The 14,556-nt window shown below is 70.9% G+C and carries 16 protein-coding genes; 10 read left to right on the top strand and 6 right to left on the bottom strand.

Features of this window, described 5'->3' with window-relative positions; translation table 11 throughout:
- A partial coding sequence (locus ACFHYO_RS05015) for an elongation factor Tu (protein ID WP_394318815.1) occupies positions 1–780 on the bottom strand: 780 nt, incomplete at its 3' end.
- Between the two features lie 312 nt (positions 781–1,092).
- Here ACFHYO_RS05015 and ACFHYO_RS05020 point away from each other — a divergent pair.
- The 3 genes from ACFHYO_RS05020 to ACFHYO_RS05030 all read left to right on the top strand — a co-directional run bounded on the left by ACFHYO_RS05020 (position 1,093) and on the right by ACFHYO_RS05030 (position 3,304).
- Positions 1,093–2,079: a DUF533 domain-containing protein gene (locus tag ACFHYO_RS05020; RefSeq protein ID WP_394318817.1), complete on the top strand. Its 987-nt coding sequence runs from the start codon at positions 1,093–1,095 to the stop codon at positions 2,077–2,079.
- Between the two features lie 129 nt (positions 2,080–2,208).
- Positions 2,209–2,670: a c-type cytochrome gene (locus ACFHYO_RS05025; protein ID WP_043131677.1), complete on the top strand. Its 462-nt coding sequence runs from the start codon at positions 2,209–2,211 to the stop codon at positions 2,668–2,670.
- Positions 2,671–2,680: 10 nt separating this feature from the next.
- A complete protein-coding gene (locus ACFHYO_RS05030; protein WP_394318819.1) occupies positions 2,681–3,304 on the top strand; it encodes a cytochrome b/b6 domain-containing protein in 624 nt (207 codons plus the stop codon).
- Positions 3,305–3,330: 26 nt separating this feature from the next.
- Here the strand turns inward: ACFHYO_RS05030 and parC are convergent, their stop codons facing one another.
- Positions 3,331–5,658 (bottom strand): DNA topoisomerase IV subunit A, encoded by a 2,328-nt coding sequence (gene parC / locus ACFHYO_RS05035; RefSeq protein WP_394318821.1) that lies wholly within the window; start codon positions 5,656–5,658, stop codon positions 3,331–3,333.
- Between the two features lie 227 nt (positions 5,659–5,885).
- On the opposite strand from parC, the gene ACFHYO_RS05040 reads away from it, so the two are divergent.
- The 7 genes from ACFHYO_RS05040 to ACFHYO_RS05070 all read left to right on the top strand — a co-directional run bounded on the left by ACFHYO_RS05040 (position 5,886) and on the right by ACFHYO_RS05070 (position 10,666).
- Positions 5,886–6,209 carry an SH3 domain-containing protein gene (locus tag ACFHYO_RS05040; protein WP_139305918.1) on the top strand — a complete coding sequence of 108 codons (324 nt, stop codon included), beginning with the start codon at positions 5,886–5,888 and terminating at the stop codon, positions 6,207–6,209.
- Between the two features lie 6 nt (positions 6,210–6,215).
- The gene (locus tag ACFHYO_RS05045) at positions 6,216–7,034 is read left to right on the top strand and encodes an SDR family NAD(P)-dependent oxidoreductase (protein WP_394318823.1); all 819 of its coding nucleotides are present in this window, start codon (positions 6,216–6,218) and stop codon (positions 7,032–7,034) included.
- A 32-nt stretch (positions 7,035–7,066) separates the two neighbouring features.
- Positions 7,067–7,267 (top strand): twin transmembrane helix small protein, encoded by a 201-nt coding sequence (locus tag ACFHYO_RS05050; RefSeq protein WP_394318825.1) that lies wholly within the window; start codon positions 7,067–7,069, stop codon positions 7,265–7,267.
- Positions 7,267–7,839 (top strand): cob(I)yrinic acid a,c-diamide adenosyltransferase, encoded by a 573-nt coding sequence (locus ACFHYO_RS05055; protein ID WP_043131728.1) that lies wholly within the window; start codon positions 7,267–7,269, stop codon positions 7,837–7,839. Before ACFHYO_RS05050 ends, ACFHYO_RS05055 begins: the two co-directional genes overlap by 1 nt.
- A gap of 141 nt (positions 7,840–7,980) precedes the next feature.
- Positions 7,981–8,739: an electron transfer flavoprotein subunit beta/FixA family protein gene (locus tag ACFHYO_RS05060; RefSeq protein ID WP_394318827.1), complete on the top strand. Its 759-nt coding sequence runs from the start codon at positions 7,981–7,983 to the stop codon at positions 8,737–8,739.
- Positions 8,739–9,668 carry an electron transfer flavoprotein subunit alpha/FixB family protein gene (locus tag ACFHYO_RS05065; RefSeq protein WP_394318829.1) on the top strand — a complete coding sequence of 310 codons (930 nt, stop codon included), beginning with the start codon at positions 8,739–8,741 and terminating at the stop codon, positions 9,666–9,668. Before ACFHYO_RS05060 ends, ACFHYO_RS05065 begins: the two co-directional genes overlap by 1 nt.
- 122 nt (positions 9,669–9,790) lie before the next feature.
- Positions 9,791–10,666 carry a 3-hydroxybutyryl-CoA dehydrogenase gene (locus ACFHYO_RS05070; RefSeq protein WP_394318831.1) on the top strand — a complete coding sequence of 292 codons (876 nt, stop codon included), beginning with the start codon at positions 9,791–9,793 and terminating at the stop codon, positions 10,664–10,666.
- 68 nt (positions 10,667–10,734) lie between these two features.
- Here the strand turns inward: ACFHYO_RS05070 and plsY are convergent, their stop codons facing one another.
- From plsY to ACFHYO_RS05090, 4 genes are all read right to left on the bottom strand, one after another.
- Positions 10,735–11,361, bottom strand: coding sequence for a glycerol-3-phosphate 1-O-acyltransferase PlsY (gene plsY / locus ACFHYO_RS05075; protein WP_394318833.1), 627 nt, complete (start codon positions 11,359–11,361; stop codon positions 10,735–10,737).
- Entirely contained in the window at positions 11,354–12,646 is a 1,293-nt protein-coding gene (gene pyrC, locus ACFHYO_RS05080; protein ID WP_394318835.1) for a dihydroorotase, read from the bottom strand. The genes plsY and pyrC overlap by 8 nt, the downstream gene beginning before the upstream one ends.
- 60 nt (positions 12,647–12,706) lie before the next feature.
- Positions 12,707–13,675: an aspartate carbamoyltransferase catalytic subunit gene (locus ACFHYO_RS05085; RefSeq protein WP_394318837.1), complete on the bottom strand. Its 969-nt coding sequence runs from the start codon at positions 13,673–13,675 to the stop codon at positions 12,707–12,709.
- 125 nt (positions 13,676–13,800) lie between these two features.
- Positions 13,801–14,400: a YqgE/AlgH family protein gene (locus ACFHYO_RS05090; protein ID WP_394318839.1), complete on the bottom strand. Its 600-nt coding sequence runs from the start codon at positions 14,398–14,400 to the stop codon at positions 13,801–13,803.
- Positions 14,401–14,556 lie beyond the last annotated feature (156 nt).

Consider the following 14,556-nt stretch of genomic DNA (forward strand, 5'->3'; position numbering starts at 1 on the left):
GCGGAACATCTCGACGCCCGTGCAGGTCGTCTTCTTGGTCGGGCGGATGCCGACGATCTCAAGCTCGTCGCCCACGTTCACCGCGCCACGCTCGACCCGGCCGGTCACGACCGTGCCGCGGCCCGAGATCGAGAACACGTCCTCGATCGGCATCAGGAACGGCTGGTCCACGGCCCGCTCGGGGGTCGGGATGTATTCGTCCACCGCCTTGATCAGCGCGCGGATCGAGTTCTCGCCGATCTCGGGGTCACGGCCTTCCAGAGCGGCCAGTGCCGAGCCCTTGATGATCGGGATGTCGTCGCCGGGATAGTCGTACGACGACAGCAGCTCGCGCACTTCCATCTCGACCAGCTCGAGCAGCTCTTCGTCGTCCACCTGGTCGACCTTGTTCAGGTAGACGACCATGTACGGGATGCCGACCTGACGGCCGAGCAGGATGTGCTCGCGGGTCTGCGGCATCGGGCCGTCGGCGGCGTTCACGACCAGGATCGCGCCGTCCATCTGGGCCGCGCCGGTGATCATGTTCTTCACGTAGTCGGCGTGGCCGGGGCAGTCGACGTGCGCATAGTGGCGCGCGTCCGATTCGTATTCCACGTGCGCGGTCGAGATCGTGATCCCGCGGGCCCGCTCTTCCGGCGCGCCGTCGATCTGGTCGTAGGCCTTGAACTCGCCGAAATACTTGGTGATCGCCGCCGTCAGCGTCGTCTTGCCGTGGTCAACGTGGCCGATCGTCCCGATGTTGACGTGCGGTTTCGTCCGTTCGAATTTTGCCTTTGCCATCATGGCCTCCTGGGTCGTCGGGCGGCCGGCTGGGACGCGCCTCGCGGAATGATCGCCGCGATCTATAAGCGCGGGCGGGGAAAATCAAGGCGCGGCGATGCCGATCCGCCCCGCGGGACGCGGGCGTGGCCGCGGGTGAGGGCGCTTGCGGCCACACCCGCCAGGGTAGCGCAACCGACTGGCACGGCTGCGCTTTCCCGCCGAGCGACCCGCGACGGCCGGAACTGCCGGCGGCAGGGGTGCGTTCTTGCCCTCGAAACAGGCAGGCACGGTGCCTGCCCCAAGGTTTCTTCGGAGGAATCGATGTCTCTCATGAAATCCCTCGCCCGCGTGGCCGCCGGCGTGATGCTGGCCAAAGGTGTCGGCAGCATGGTCCGGCAGAGCCAGGCCCGCGCCGGCCAGTCCGCCCCGCAGACCCGCGGCCGCCAGACCGGCGGCGGCATCCTGGGCGACCTGCTCAACACCGGGCTCGGGGGCGCGCTGGGTGGCGGGATGGGCGGCGGCATGGGCGGCAGCGCCCAGCGCGGGACGACCGCCGCGGGCGGTGGGCTCGGCGACATCCTCGGGCAGGTGCTCGGGGGCGGTCAGCCGGGCACGACGGGCGGGCGCGGCCGGCCCTACGGCGGGCCGAACTCGCCGGGGGCGCAGGGCGGTCTCGGCGGTCTCCTCGACCAGCTGACCCGCCAGACCGGCGCCTCGACGCGCGGCACGGCGACCCGCACCGGGACCACGGGCGGCGGCGGCGGGCTGGGCGACATCCTCGGCGGCCTCGTCGGCGGGGCTGGCGCGGGGGCCGCGGCAGGCTCGCTCGGCGGCCTGCTGGGTGGGCTGCTCAGCGGTCCGGCCCAGCGCGGCGCGCAGCAGCAGAACGACGCGAGCTTCGGCGAGCTGTTCAACGACGCCCTCGCCCGGCAGGACGAACCCGAGGTCACCCCGACGGCGGAACAGAACGCCATCGCCGGGCTGATGCTGCGGGCGATGATCCAGGCCGCCAAGGCCGACGGCAAGATCGACGAGGCCGAGCGTGAGCGGCTGCTGGGGCAGATGGGCGACCTCGACGACGAGGACCGGGCCTTCATCCGCGAGCAGATGGCGGCGCCGGTCGATGCGCAGGCGCTGGCCCGCGAGGTGCCCAAGGGCCTCGAACCGCAGGTCTACATGATGTCGCTGATGGCGATCGATTTCGACAACCGGACCGAGGCCGAATACCTCAACAGCCTTGCCCAGGCGATGGGGATCGACCGGCAGGTGATCAACCAGATCCACCAGCACGTCGGCGTCCAGGACCTGTATTCCTGAGCCGGGCGGCCGCCAGGCAGCGTTGCCTGACGGGGCCGTGAACGCGGGGCGGGATTGCGGGGTTGATCGCCCCGCGCCCGCCCCGCTACGCTTCAGCAACCACCGACCACCCAACAGCAAGGACCAGCCATGCGCCTGATGTTCGTCGCCGCGGCGTTCACCGCCGCCCTGCCCGTCGCCGCCGCCTTCGCCGACGACACCCCCGAAGAGGTCGCGCTCGAGGCGCGCAAGGGCTTCTACCAGATGCTCGGCTACAACATGAACCGCCTCGCGGGCATGGCCAAGGGCGACATCCCCTATGACGAGGCCGCCGCCGTCGCCGCCGCGACCAACATCAACGCGCTGAGCCGCTACGACATCACCGAGCACTTCATCCCCGGCACCTCGACCGCCGAACTGGGCACCGAGACCGAGGCGAAGCCCGAGGCGATCACCGACAAGGCCGGGCTGTCGGCCAAGTACGCCGACCTGCAGAAGGCCGCGGACGGCATCCCCGAGGCGGTGAAGGGCGGCCAGGCCAACGTGGGCCCGGTGGTCCAGGCGCTCGGCGCGGCCTGCAAGGGCTGCCACGACAGCTACCGCGCCAAGTAAGGCCCGCGTGATGCCCGCCGCCCCCCAGCCGCCCGGCCCAGACGCGCCCGGCGCACTGCCGCCCGTGCGGACCCGGATCTGGGACCCGCTCTTGCGCAGCTTTCACTGGCTGCTGGCGGCGGCGGTCATCACCACCTGGCTGCTCGCCAAGGTCGGCCCGGCCAAGATGACGCTGCATTTCTGGCTGGGCTACTTCATCCTCGGGCTGCTGGCGTTCCGGCTGGTCTGGGGCTTCGTCGGCCCGCCCGAGGCGCGGTTCGCGCATTTCCTGCGCGGGCCCGGCGCCGTCACCCGCTACGCGCGGCACATGTTCTCGCGCGAGCCGAGCTACTGGCCCGGCCACAACCCGCTCGGCGCGCTGTCGGTGATCGCCATGCTGGGCCTCCTGGCCGCGCAGGCGACGAGCGGGCTCTTCATCGACGCCGACGACTACATCAACGTCGGCCCGCTCGCGAGTTCGGTGAGCTCGGCCACCCGCAAGGCGATGCTGAGCTGGCACCACATCGGCGGGACGCTGATCCTGCTGCTCGTGCTGCTGCACGTGGGGATCATCCTCTTCTACCGCTTCTGGAAGGGCGAGGACCTGATCCGACCGATGGTGAACGGGTGGAAAGAGGTGCGCCGTCGCGACTGAGCGGCGGCCACCCGTCTCACGGACTGTCAGCCGAAGCGATTGTCGCGCGGAAAGCCGCGCGGCGCCATCCGCCCGGCGGTGGCGCGCTTGCCCAGCCACTCGGTCAGGTCCGGCTCGCTGCGCGTCCGGCCCGCCGGGTCGAGCCACGACAGCCCCACCGACAGCGTCACGCATTTCGCATCCGCCAGCCCGCCGTCCTTGAACTTCTGCAGCCGCACCCCCTTGCCGCGCGCCATCTCGGGCAGCTCGGACAGCGGGAAGACCAAGAGCTTGCGGTTGTCCCCGATGGTGGCAAGGTGGTCGCCCTCGACCCGCCGCACCAGCAGCGCCTCGCCGTTCAGCACCTGCTTGCCGGCCCGCGTCTGGGCGAGGATGTCGGACGCCCCGACGATGAACCCGTCCCCGGCCTTCGAGGCCACCACGAACTGCTGGTCCTCGCGCCACGGGAACAGGTCCAGCACCGCCGCGTCGTTCGGCAGGTCGATCATCAGCCTGAGCGGTTCACCCAGGCCCCGCCCGCCGGGCAGGGTGTTGGCGGGCACAGTGTAGAACCGGCCGTTGGCGCCGAAGACCATCAGCTTGTCCGTCGTCTCGGCGTGGAGCGCGAGGAACGGGCCGTCGCCGTCGCGGAACTTCACCTCGGCGTCGAGCGGCTGGTGCCCCTTCACGGCCCGGATCCAGCCCATGCGGGACAGGATCACCGTGACCGGCTCGCGCTCGATCATCGCGTCCATGTCGAGCGGCTGGACCTCTTCGCTGGCGGTGATCTCGGTCCGCCGGACGCCGGCCGGGGTGGACTTGCCGAAGAGCCCGCGCACCTCGCGCAGCTGCTCGGCGATGCGCGCCCACTGGCGGCCCTCGTCGGCGGTCAGCGCCAAGAGGCCCGCGCGCTCCTCGGCCAGCCGGTCGCGCTCGGCCCGCAGTTCGATCTCTTCCAGCCGGCGCAGCGCGCGCAGGCGCATGTTCAGGATCGCCTCGACCTGCGCCTCGGACAGCGCGAACTCGGCCATCATCACGGCCTTGGGGTCGTCCTCGTAGCGGATGATCTCGATCACCCGGTCGAGGTTCAGGTAGGCCACGATATAGCCGTCCAGCACCTCGAGCCGCTGGGCGATCTTCTCCAGCCGGAACGCGGTGCGGCGCAGCAGCACCTCGCGCCGGTGGTCGAGGAAGGCGCGCAGCACCTCGGTCAGCGAGCAGACGCGGGGCACCCGCCCGTCGATCAACACGTTCATGTTGAGCCCGAACCGCACCTCGAGGTCCGAGACGCGGAACAGCGCCGCCATGAGCTGCGCCGGGTCCACCGAGCGCGCCCGGGGTTCGAGGACGATGCGGATGTCCTCGGCCGATTCGTCGCGGATGTCGGCGAGGATCGGGATCTTCTTGGTCGTGACCAGTTCGGCCAGCCGCTCGATCAGCTTCGACTTCTGCACCTGATAGGGGATCTCGGTGACGATGATCTGCCAGGTGCCGCGGCCCAGGTCCTCGACCTGCCAGCGGGCCCGCAGGCGCAGGCTGCCGCGGCCGGTGCGATAGGCCTCGGCCAAGGTCGCCGCGTCCTCGACCAGCACCCCGCCGGTGGGGAAGTCGGGGCCGGGCATGATCGCCATCAGCGTCTCGTGCCGCGCCTCGGGCGACTTGATGAGATGCAGGCAGGCGTCCACCACCTCGTGCAGGTTGTGGGGCGGGATGTTGGTCGCCATCCCCACCGCGATCCCCGAGGCGCCGTTGCAGAGCAGGTTCGGGAAGGCCGCCGGCAGCACGACCGGCTCGGTCAGCGTGCCGTCGTAGTTGGGGCGGAAGTCGACGGCATCCTCGGCCAGCCCCTCCATCAGCGTCTCGGCGGCGAGCGTCAGCCGCGCCTCGGTATAGCGGCTCGCGGCCGGGGCGTCGCCGTCGATCGAGCCGAAGTTCCCCTGCCCGTCCACCAGCGGGTAGCGCATGGCGAAGGGCTGGGCGAGGCGCGCCATCGCGTCATAGATCGCGCTGTCGCCGTGCGGGTGATAGTTCCCCATCACGTCGCCCGAGATCTTCGCCGACTTGCGGAACGCCCCGGTGGGCGAGAGCCTGAGTTCGCGCATCGCATAGAGGATGCGGCGGTGGACCGGCTTCAGCCCGTCGCGGGCATCGGGCAGGGCCCGGTGCATGATCGTGGACAGCGCGTAGGTCAGGTAGCGCTCGCCGATCGCGCGGCTCAGCGGCTCGGACACCTCGGCCGCCGTACGCGCGACGGCCTCGGGCCGCGCAGGGGCGGGGCCGCGGCGGCGGGGGCCGCGCGGGGCCCCTCGGCCCTCGGGCGCGGCGCGGTCGGGGTCGAGGTCGGGGCGGTCGGGATCGTCGGGATCGGTCGTCATCCGGCCTGACTACTGGCCCCGCCCCGCCCGGTCCAGCCCCGCCCGGCCGGGCTTGGCCGCGCGCCGCCGGCGGCCCGGCGCACCCCGCCGGAACGCCGTCTGGCAAAAACATCACATCACACGGCTGCAATATGACGTGACGACGAAATGGGGAACGACTCGCGCCGCGCAGGGGTTGGGGCCGCATCATCGACGCCCTGCACCTAACTGTTACCCCAATGTTACGCGTGATTTCTGCCTCTCTCGTCGCCGGTTTCGCCCTTCTGGGGGTGATGGGAACCGATGCGACCCCCGCCTACCGACAGGCCGGCATCATGCTGCTGCCGCAGGCGGCCGAGAGGGGGCTGACCCCGGGCGGCCGCTACGCGCTCAAGATCGACGCCGCGCTGATCGCCGACCCGCTGCCCGATTCGCACCCGCTCTCCGAACTGCCCGCCGGCACGCAGGTGATCCTGCTGGCTGCCGCCGCGCCCGACTTCGCGCTGGTGCGCGACTCGGACGGGCGCACCGGCTACGTCGCCCGCACCGCGCTCGCCGCGCGCCAGCCCTGAGCGCGGGTGCCCACCGTCCTCATCACCGGCTGCTCGTCGGGCATCGGCCTTGACGCCGCCTGCCACCTGAACGCCCGCGGCTGGACCGTCCTCGCCACCTGCCGCACCGAGGCCGACCTCGCCGCCCGCCGCGCCGAGGGCCTGACCGCCCTGCCCCTCGACCTCGCCGACGAGGACAGCGTCGCCGCCTGCGCGTCCGAGGCCATCGCCCGCGGCCCGGTCCACGCGCTCGTCAACAACGCCGCCTTTGCCCTGCCCGGCGCGGTCGAGGACCTGCCCCGCGGCGGGCTGCGCGTGATCTTCGAGACCAACCTCTTCGGCACCCACGACCTCACCCGCCGCCTGATCCCGCATTTCCGCGACCAGGGCGCGGGCCGGATCGTCAACGTCAGCTCGGTGCTCGGCCTCGTCGGCATCCCATGGCGCGGCGCCTATGTGGCCAGCAAGTTCGCGCTCGAGGGGCTGACCGACGTGCTGCGGCTCGAGATGCAGGGGACGGGGATCGAGGTCGTGCTGGTCGAGCCGGGGCCGATCACCAGCCGCATCCGCGCGAACTCCATCCCCCATTTCGAGCGCTGGATCGACTGGCAGGCGAGCCCGCGGGTCGCGCAGTACCAGGCCAGCTTGCTCAAGCGCCTCTATGAGCCCTCGGGGCCGGACCGCTTCGAGCTGCCGCCCGCCGCGACCAGCCGCGCCATCGCCCGCGCGCTCGAGGACTTCCGCCCCCGCGCCCGCTACCGCGTCACCCGCCCGACCACATTGGCCGCCTATGGCCGCCGGCTGCTCCCCACCGCAGCGCTGGACTGGTTCGCCCGGCGCAGCTAAGCTCGTCCATCTCGCGTGCGGCGGAGCCGGTGATGCAAGACAAACCCCTGTTCCTGATCGTCGCGGTCTCGGCGCTGGTCGTCACGGCGATCCTCGCCACCGGCATCGGCGGCTTTGCCCGCGGCGGAGAGTTCAACCGCCGCAACGGCAACCGGCTGATGCGCTGGCGGATCATCGCCCAGGCCATCGCCATCATCACTATCATGGCCGTTGTGGCGATAAGGGGACACTGATGGTCGTTCTGAACAGGATCTACACCCGCACCGGCGATGCGGGCGACACCGCGCTGTCGGACGGCACCCGCGTGCCGAAGCACGACCCGCGGGTCGAGGCCTACGGCACCGTGGACGAGCTGAACGCCACCCTCGGCCTCGCCCGGCTTCATGCCGAGGGGCCGATGGCGGCGCAGATCGGGGTGATCCAGAACGAGCTCTTCGACCTCGGCGCCGACCTCTCGCGCCCACGGATGGAGGCGGACGGCGAGGCCCCCTATGAAGTCCTGCGGATGATCCAGACGCAGGTGGACCGGCTCGAGGCGGAGATCGACGCGATGAACGCGGCGCTTTCGCCGCTGCGCAGCTTCATCCTGCCGGGCGGCACGCCGCTTGCGACGCATCTGCACCTGTGCCGCACCGTGGCCCGGCGGGCCGAGCGGCGGGCGGTGGAACTCGCCGCTGGGGGGGACGCCAACCCGGTCGCGGTGCGCTACCTCAACCGGCTGTCGGACTGGCTGTTCGTCGCCGGCCGTGTGGCCAACGCCAACGGGGCCGACGACGTGCTCTGGGTGCCCGGCGCCTCGCGCTAGCGCTAGCAGCCGCCGCGCCGCCCCGAGGGGGGCGTCAAGACGCGGCGTTCCGCGCCGGAATGTCGCATTTTCCCCTGTCCCTGCCGGGCGGGGGCCGTTATCCCGTACTGCGAACGGACGTAACTGTGTGGGAGTGAGCCGATGAAGGTTCTCGTGCCGGTCAAGCGCGTGATCGACTATAACGTCAAGCCGCGTGTGAAGGCAGACGGGTCCGGGGTGGACCTGTCGAACGTCAAGATGTCGATGAACCCCTTTGACGAGATCGCCGTCGAAGAGGCGATCCGGCTGAAGGAAAAGGGCGCCACGACCGAGATCGTGGTGGTCTCGATCGGGGTCAAGCAGGCCGCCGAGACGATCCGCACCGCGCTGGCGATGGGGGCCGACCGCGGCATCCTGATCGTCGCCGCCGACGACGTCCACCAGGACATCGAGCCGCTGGCCGTCGCCAAGCTGCTCAAGGCCGTCGTGGACGAGGAAAAGCCCGAGCTGGTCATCGCCGGCAAGCAGGCCATCGACAACGACATGAACGCGACCGGCCAGATGCTCGCCGCGCTGCTCGGCTGGGGCCAGGCGACCTTCGCCAACTCGGTCGAGATCGACGGCGGCGCCGCCAAGGTCTCGCGCGAGGTCGATGGCGGTCTGCAGACGATCAGCGTCAAGCTGCCGGCGGTCGTCACCGCCGACCTGCGCCTGAACGAGCCGCGCTACGCGTCGCTGCCCAACATCATGAAGGCGAAGAAGAAAGAGCTGACCGAAAAGACCGCCGCCGACTACGGCGTCGACACGACCCCGCGCCTGAGCGTGGTCAAGACCTCGGAGCCCGAGGGCCGCAAGGCCGGGATCAAGGTCGGCTCGGTCGATGAGCTGGTGGCGAAACTGAAAGAAGCGGGGGTGGTGTGATGGCCGTTCTTCTGGTTGCCGAACTCAACAACGGGCGTGAACTCGCGGTGGACGCTACCGCCAAGGCCCTGACCGCCGGCAAGAAGCTGGGCGACGTGACGGTGCTGGTCGCCGGCCACGACTGCCACGGCGCCGCCGACGAGGCCGCCAAGCTCGACGGCGTGTCCAAGGTGGTCTGCGTCAGCTCGCCCGCCTTCGCGCACGGGCTGGCCGAACCGGTGTCGGACCTGATCGTGAAGATGGCGGGCGATTTCAGCCACATCGTCATGCCCTCGACCGCGAGCGCCAAGAACATCGCCCCGCGGGTCGCGGCGCTGCTGGACGTGATGGTGATCTCGGACGTGATGGAGGTCGTGGACGGCGACACCTTCGCCCGCCCGATCTACGCCGGCAACGCCATCCAGACGGTGAAGTCCTCGGACAAGGTCAAGGTGCTGACCGTCCGCACCGCGTCGTTCGACGCGGCCGGCCAGGGCGGCTCGGCGACGGTCGACCACAACGAGGAGGCGGGCGAAAGCGCGCTCTCGTCGTGGGTCGAGGACAAGGTCGCGGCCTCGGACCGCCCGGAACTGACCTCGGCCAAGCGGATCGTCTCGGGTGGCCGCGCGGTCGGTTCGAAGGACGGGTTCCAGATCGTCGAGAAGCTGGCCGACAAGCTGGGCGCCGCCGTCGGCGCGTCCCGCGCGGCGGTCGATTCGGGCTATGCCCCGAACGACTGGCAGGTGGGCCAGACCGGCAAGGTCGTGGCGCCTGACCTCTACATCGCGGCCGGCATCTCGGGGGCGATCCAGCACCTCGCCGGGATGAAGGATTCCAAGGTGATCGTGGCGATCAACAAGGACGAAGAGGCGCCGATCTTCCAGGTCGCCGACTACGGCCTCGTGGGCGACATCTTCACCATCCTGCCCGAGCTGACCGAAAAGCTCTGAGGCGCCGACCCGCGCCAGTGACACACCGCCCGGACGCCCCCGCGCCCGGGCGGTTTTGTCATTGAGGCCCGCCGCGCTTTCCGCCTATCGTCCGGCAGGATAAGGGGGAAGGGTCGCGGGACATGGCAATCCAATCGGTCGGAATCGTCGGCGCCGGGCAGATGGGCAACGGGATCGCGCATGTGTTCGCGCTGGCCGGGTATGACGTGCTCTTGAACGACGTCAGCGCCGAGGCGCTGGACAAGGCGATGGCGACCATCGACCGCAACCTCGAGCGGCAGGTCAGCCGCGGCAAGGTCTCGGCCGAGGACAAGGCCGCCACCATGGCCCGCATCCGCACCACCTCGAACGTCGAGGACATCGCCGGCACCGACCTCGTGATCGAGGCCGCGACCGAGCGCGAGGACATCAAGAACAAGATCTTCGAGGCGATCGTCCCGCATCTGGGGCCGGACACCATCCTGACCTCGAACACCTCGTCGATCTCGATTACCCGGCTCGCCAGCCGCACCGACCGGCCCGAGAAGTTCATGGGCTTCCACTTCATGAACCCCGTGCCGGTGATGCAGCTGGTCGAGCTGATCCGCGGCATCGCCACCGACGAGGCGACCTACAAGGCGCTGGTCGAGGTGGTCGAGAAGCTGGGCAAGACCAGCGCCAGCGCCGAGGACTTTCCGGCCTTCATCGTCAACCGCATCCTCATGCCGATGATCAACGAGGCGGTCTATACGCTGTACGAAGGGGTCGGTTCGGTCAAATCCATCGACGAGTCGATGAAGCTTGGCGCCAATCACCCGATGGGGCCGCTGGAGCTTGCCGATTTCATCGGGCTCGACACCTGCCTTGCCATCATGAACGTGCTGCACGACGGGCTGGCCGACACCAAGTATCGCCCCTGCCCGCTTCTGACGAAATACGTCGAGGCCGGATGGCTGGGCCGCAAGTCGGGTCGCGGCTTCTACGACTACCGCGGCGAGACCCCGGTGCCCACGCGCTGAGCTTCGCCGCCGGACCGGGGGCTGTCTGCCCCCGGGCCCCCGAGGATACTTATATCCAGCCCGAGGGGCTAACCCTTGTTGCCGATCCGCGGCTCGGTGCCTGCGAGGATGCGGGCGATGTTGGCGCGGTGGCGGATGACGATCAGCACCGCCATGAAGGCGGTCGCCGCCGCCAGCCCCCGCAGCCCGAAGATCAGCGCAAAGACCGGCGCCCCGGCCGCGGCAACCAGCGCCGAGAGGGACGAGATGCGGGTGATCGCCGCCGTGGCGAGCCACAACCCGCAGGCGATCAGCCCCACCGGCAGGAACAGCGCCAGCGTGGTGCCGAGGAAGGTGGCAACCCCCTTGCCGCCGCGGAACCCCAGCCACACAGGGAACAGGTGGCCGAGGAACGCCGCCGATCCCGCGACCAGCGCGGCCCACTCGCCCGCCAGCTGGCGCGCCAGCAGCACCGCGATGGCGCCCTTGCCGCTGTCGAGCAGCAGCGTCGCCAGCGCCGCGCCCTTGTGGCCGGTCCTGAGCACGTTGGTGGCGCCGATGTTGCCCGAGCCGATGGCGCGCAGGTCGCCCAGGCCCAGCGCCCGGGTGATGACCAGCCCGAACGGCACCGACCCGAGCAGATAGCCGCCCAGCGCGGCCAGCAGCAGCGTGACCGCGGCGGCCGCGGGCAAGCTGGCGATCAGCGCCTCATTCATCGCGGCCCCCGGCCTCGTTGGCGTCGAATACGCGGCGTCCGCCGACCCAGGTGCCGATCACCCGCCCCTCCATCCGCGCGCCGTCGAAGGGGGTGTTCTTCGACTTCGAGCGCAGCGCGAAGCGGTCGAGCACGAAGGGCGCGTCCGGGTCGAACAGCACCAGATCGGCCGGCGCGCCGACCGACAGCCGCCCGCCCGGCAGACCCAGCCGGTCGGCGGCGTTGAGGCTGAGCGCCCGCCAGAGCTGCGGCAGCGTCACCCCGCCCTGATGGTAAAGCCGCATCGCCGCCGGCAGCAGCGTCTCGAGCCCCACGGCGCCCGGCGCGGCGACCTCGAACGGCAGGCGCTTGGCCTCTTCGTCCTGCGGGGTGTGGAAGCTGCCGATCACCTCGATCCGCCCCTCGGCCACCGCCTCGACCAGCGCCATCCGGTCGTCCTCGGACCTGAGCGGCGGGGTGAGGCGGAAGAAGGTGCGATAGTCGCCGACGTCGAACTCGTTCAGCGTCAGGTGGTGGATCGAGGTGCCCGCGGTCACGTCCAGCCCCGCCGCCCGCGCCCGGTCCAGCACCGGCAGCGCCGCGGCGGTGGTGATCTGGTCGGCGTGCCATCGCACCCCCGTCGCCTCGACCAGCGCGAGGTCGCGCTCGAGCCCCATGCGCTCAGCCAGCGGGCTGACCGCCGGGATGCCGTAGAGCGAGGCGAACTTGCCGCTCGTCGCCGCCGCCCCGCGCGACAGGCCCGCGTCCTGCGGATGGCCGACGATCAGCGCCCCCAGCCCCTTGGCGTAGCTCATGCAGCGGGACAGCAGCTTGGTGTTCTCAACCACCCGCACCCCGTCGGTGAAGGCCAGCGCGCCGGCATCGAGCAGGAACCCCATCTCGACCATCTCGCGCCCCTCGCGGGCCCGGGTCAGCGCCGCCTGGTGGCGGATGCGGACCGGCTGGTCGGCGGCGCGGCGGGTCACGAACTCGAGCGCCTCGGGCGCGTCGATGGGCGGCAGCGTGTCGGGCCGGGCGATGATCGTGGTCACGCCGCCCGCGGCGGCCGCCAGCGCCGCCGAGCGCATGGATTCGCGGTGCCGCTCACCCGGCTCACCGATCTTGACGCCCCAGTCGACGATGCCGGGGGCCAGGCACTTGCCGCCGCCGTCGATGACGGTCGCTCCCTCGGGGGCGTCGCCGTCGAGCGCGACGATGCGCCCATCCTCGACCGTGAGGCTGCCCGGCTCGGCCGACAGGGCCTGCGGGTCGATCAGCCGGGCGTTCTGGAAATGCAGGATCGTCACGCGCCTCTCCCGGCTTCTTTCTGGCACAAATACCCAGGCAACCGGGCCGCGGGCAGGGCGTCAGACATAGACCCCCTCCCCCGCCGCCCTCGCCCCACGCGCGGCCCGCAGGTTCCGCGCCAGCAGGTCCATCGCGGCCATGCGGACGGCGACGCCCATCTCGACCTGATCCTGGATCACGCTGCGGTTGATGTCGTCGGCGAGCGTGCCGTCGATCTCGACCCCCCGGTTCATCGGCCCGGGGTGCATCACGATCGCGTCCGGCGCCGCCAGCGCCAGCTTTTCGGCGTCCAGCCCCCAGCGGTGGTAATACTCGCGCTCGGAGGGGATGAAGCCGCCGTCCATGCGCTCTTTCTGCAGCCGCAGCATCATCACCACGTCGGCGCCCGTGAGGCCCTCGGCCATGTCCTCGGTGATCTCGCAGCCCCAGTCGGCGGCGCCCGAGGGCATCAGCGTGGCGGGGCCGACCAGCCGGACCCGGTTCTCCATCTTGCCGAGCAGGATCAGGTTCGAGCGCGCGACCCGCGAATGGGCGATGTCCCCGCAGATCGCCACCGTCAGCCGGTGCAGCCGCCCCTTGGCGCGGCGGATCGTCAGCGCGTCGAGCAGCGCCTGCGTCGGGTGCTCGTGCCGCCCGTCGCCGGCGTTGATGACCGCGCAGTTCACCTTTTCCGCCAGCAGGTTGACGGCGCCGGAGTGGGGGTGGCGCACGACCAGCAAGTCGGGCTGCATCGCGTTCAGCGTCAGCGCCGTGTCGATCAGCGTCTCGCCCTTCTTCACGCTCGACTGCGCCACGGCCATGTTCATCACATCCGCGCCCAGACGCTTGCCGGCGAGCTCGAAGCTCGACTGGGTGCGGGTCGAGTTCTCGAAGAACAGGTTGATCTGGGTGAGGCCCTCGAGCGCGTCGCCGTGCTTCACCGTGCGGCGGTTCAGCGCCACGTAGCTTTCGGCGAGGTCGAGAAGGGTGGTGATCTCGGCCGGGGCCAGCGGCTCGACGCCAAGCAGGTGGCGGGCGCGGAACGTCATGGCGGGCCTCCGGATGGGCGGGTGCGGCCTCTATCGCAAACCGGGGCCGAGGGGGCAAGCGCGCCCGCACCGCGTCGCAGGGGCGCGCGGCACCCCGCGGCAGCCGCCGTCAGGCGGCACCCGCGTCAGGCGTGCCCGGCCGCCGCCGACAGCATCAGCGGGTCGACGCCCAGCGAGCGCAGCGCATCCTGCCACTTGCGGGCGTTGTCGGGGCCGAACACCAGCTCGTCCCCCGCCTCGGCGGTCAGCCAGCCGTTGGCGAGCATCTCGCGCTCAAGCTGGCCCGCGTCCCACCCCGCATAGCCGAGCGACAGCACCGCGCGGTCGGGCCCGCGGCCCTGGGCGATGTCCTCGAGGATGTTGCGCGTGGTGGTCATGGCGAGGCCCGCCTCGCCGATCCGCATCATGCCCTCGTCGTCGTCCTCGGCCGCAGCACCCTCGGGCAGGCGATGCAGCACGAAGCCGCGCCCCGGCTCGACCGGGCCGCCGAAATGCACCGGCACGGCGGGCGGGGTGCGGTCAGGCGCGATCCCGAGCTGGTCGAGAAGCTCGGCGAACGCCACCCCGGGCAGCGGCTTGTTCAGCACGATCCCCATCGCGCCCTCGTCGCCGTGGGCGCAGATCAGCACCACAGACTGGGCAAAGCGCGGATCGGCCATGCCGGGCATGGCGATCAGCACCTTGCCGGTGAGGTTGGCCGGGGCGGTGGCGAAGGCGTCGTTCATGGGCGGTGTCCTTTCCGCCCCTACATCGGCATCCGCCCCGCCGATGACAAGGTTGCCGCCGCACGGGGGGCCGACGCGGACACGGCGCGGACACGGCGCGCGCCGTGGCGGGGTTGTGACTTCCCCCCGACCGGTGGGGCGACTAACTCAAGGGGC

The organism is Paracoccus panacisoli (genome assembly GCF_042435015.1).
In the GTDB taxonomy this organism is placed as follows: Bacteria; Pseudomonadota; Alphaproteobacteria; order Rhodobacterales; family Rhodobacteraceae; genus Paracoccus; species Paracoccus panacisoli.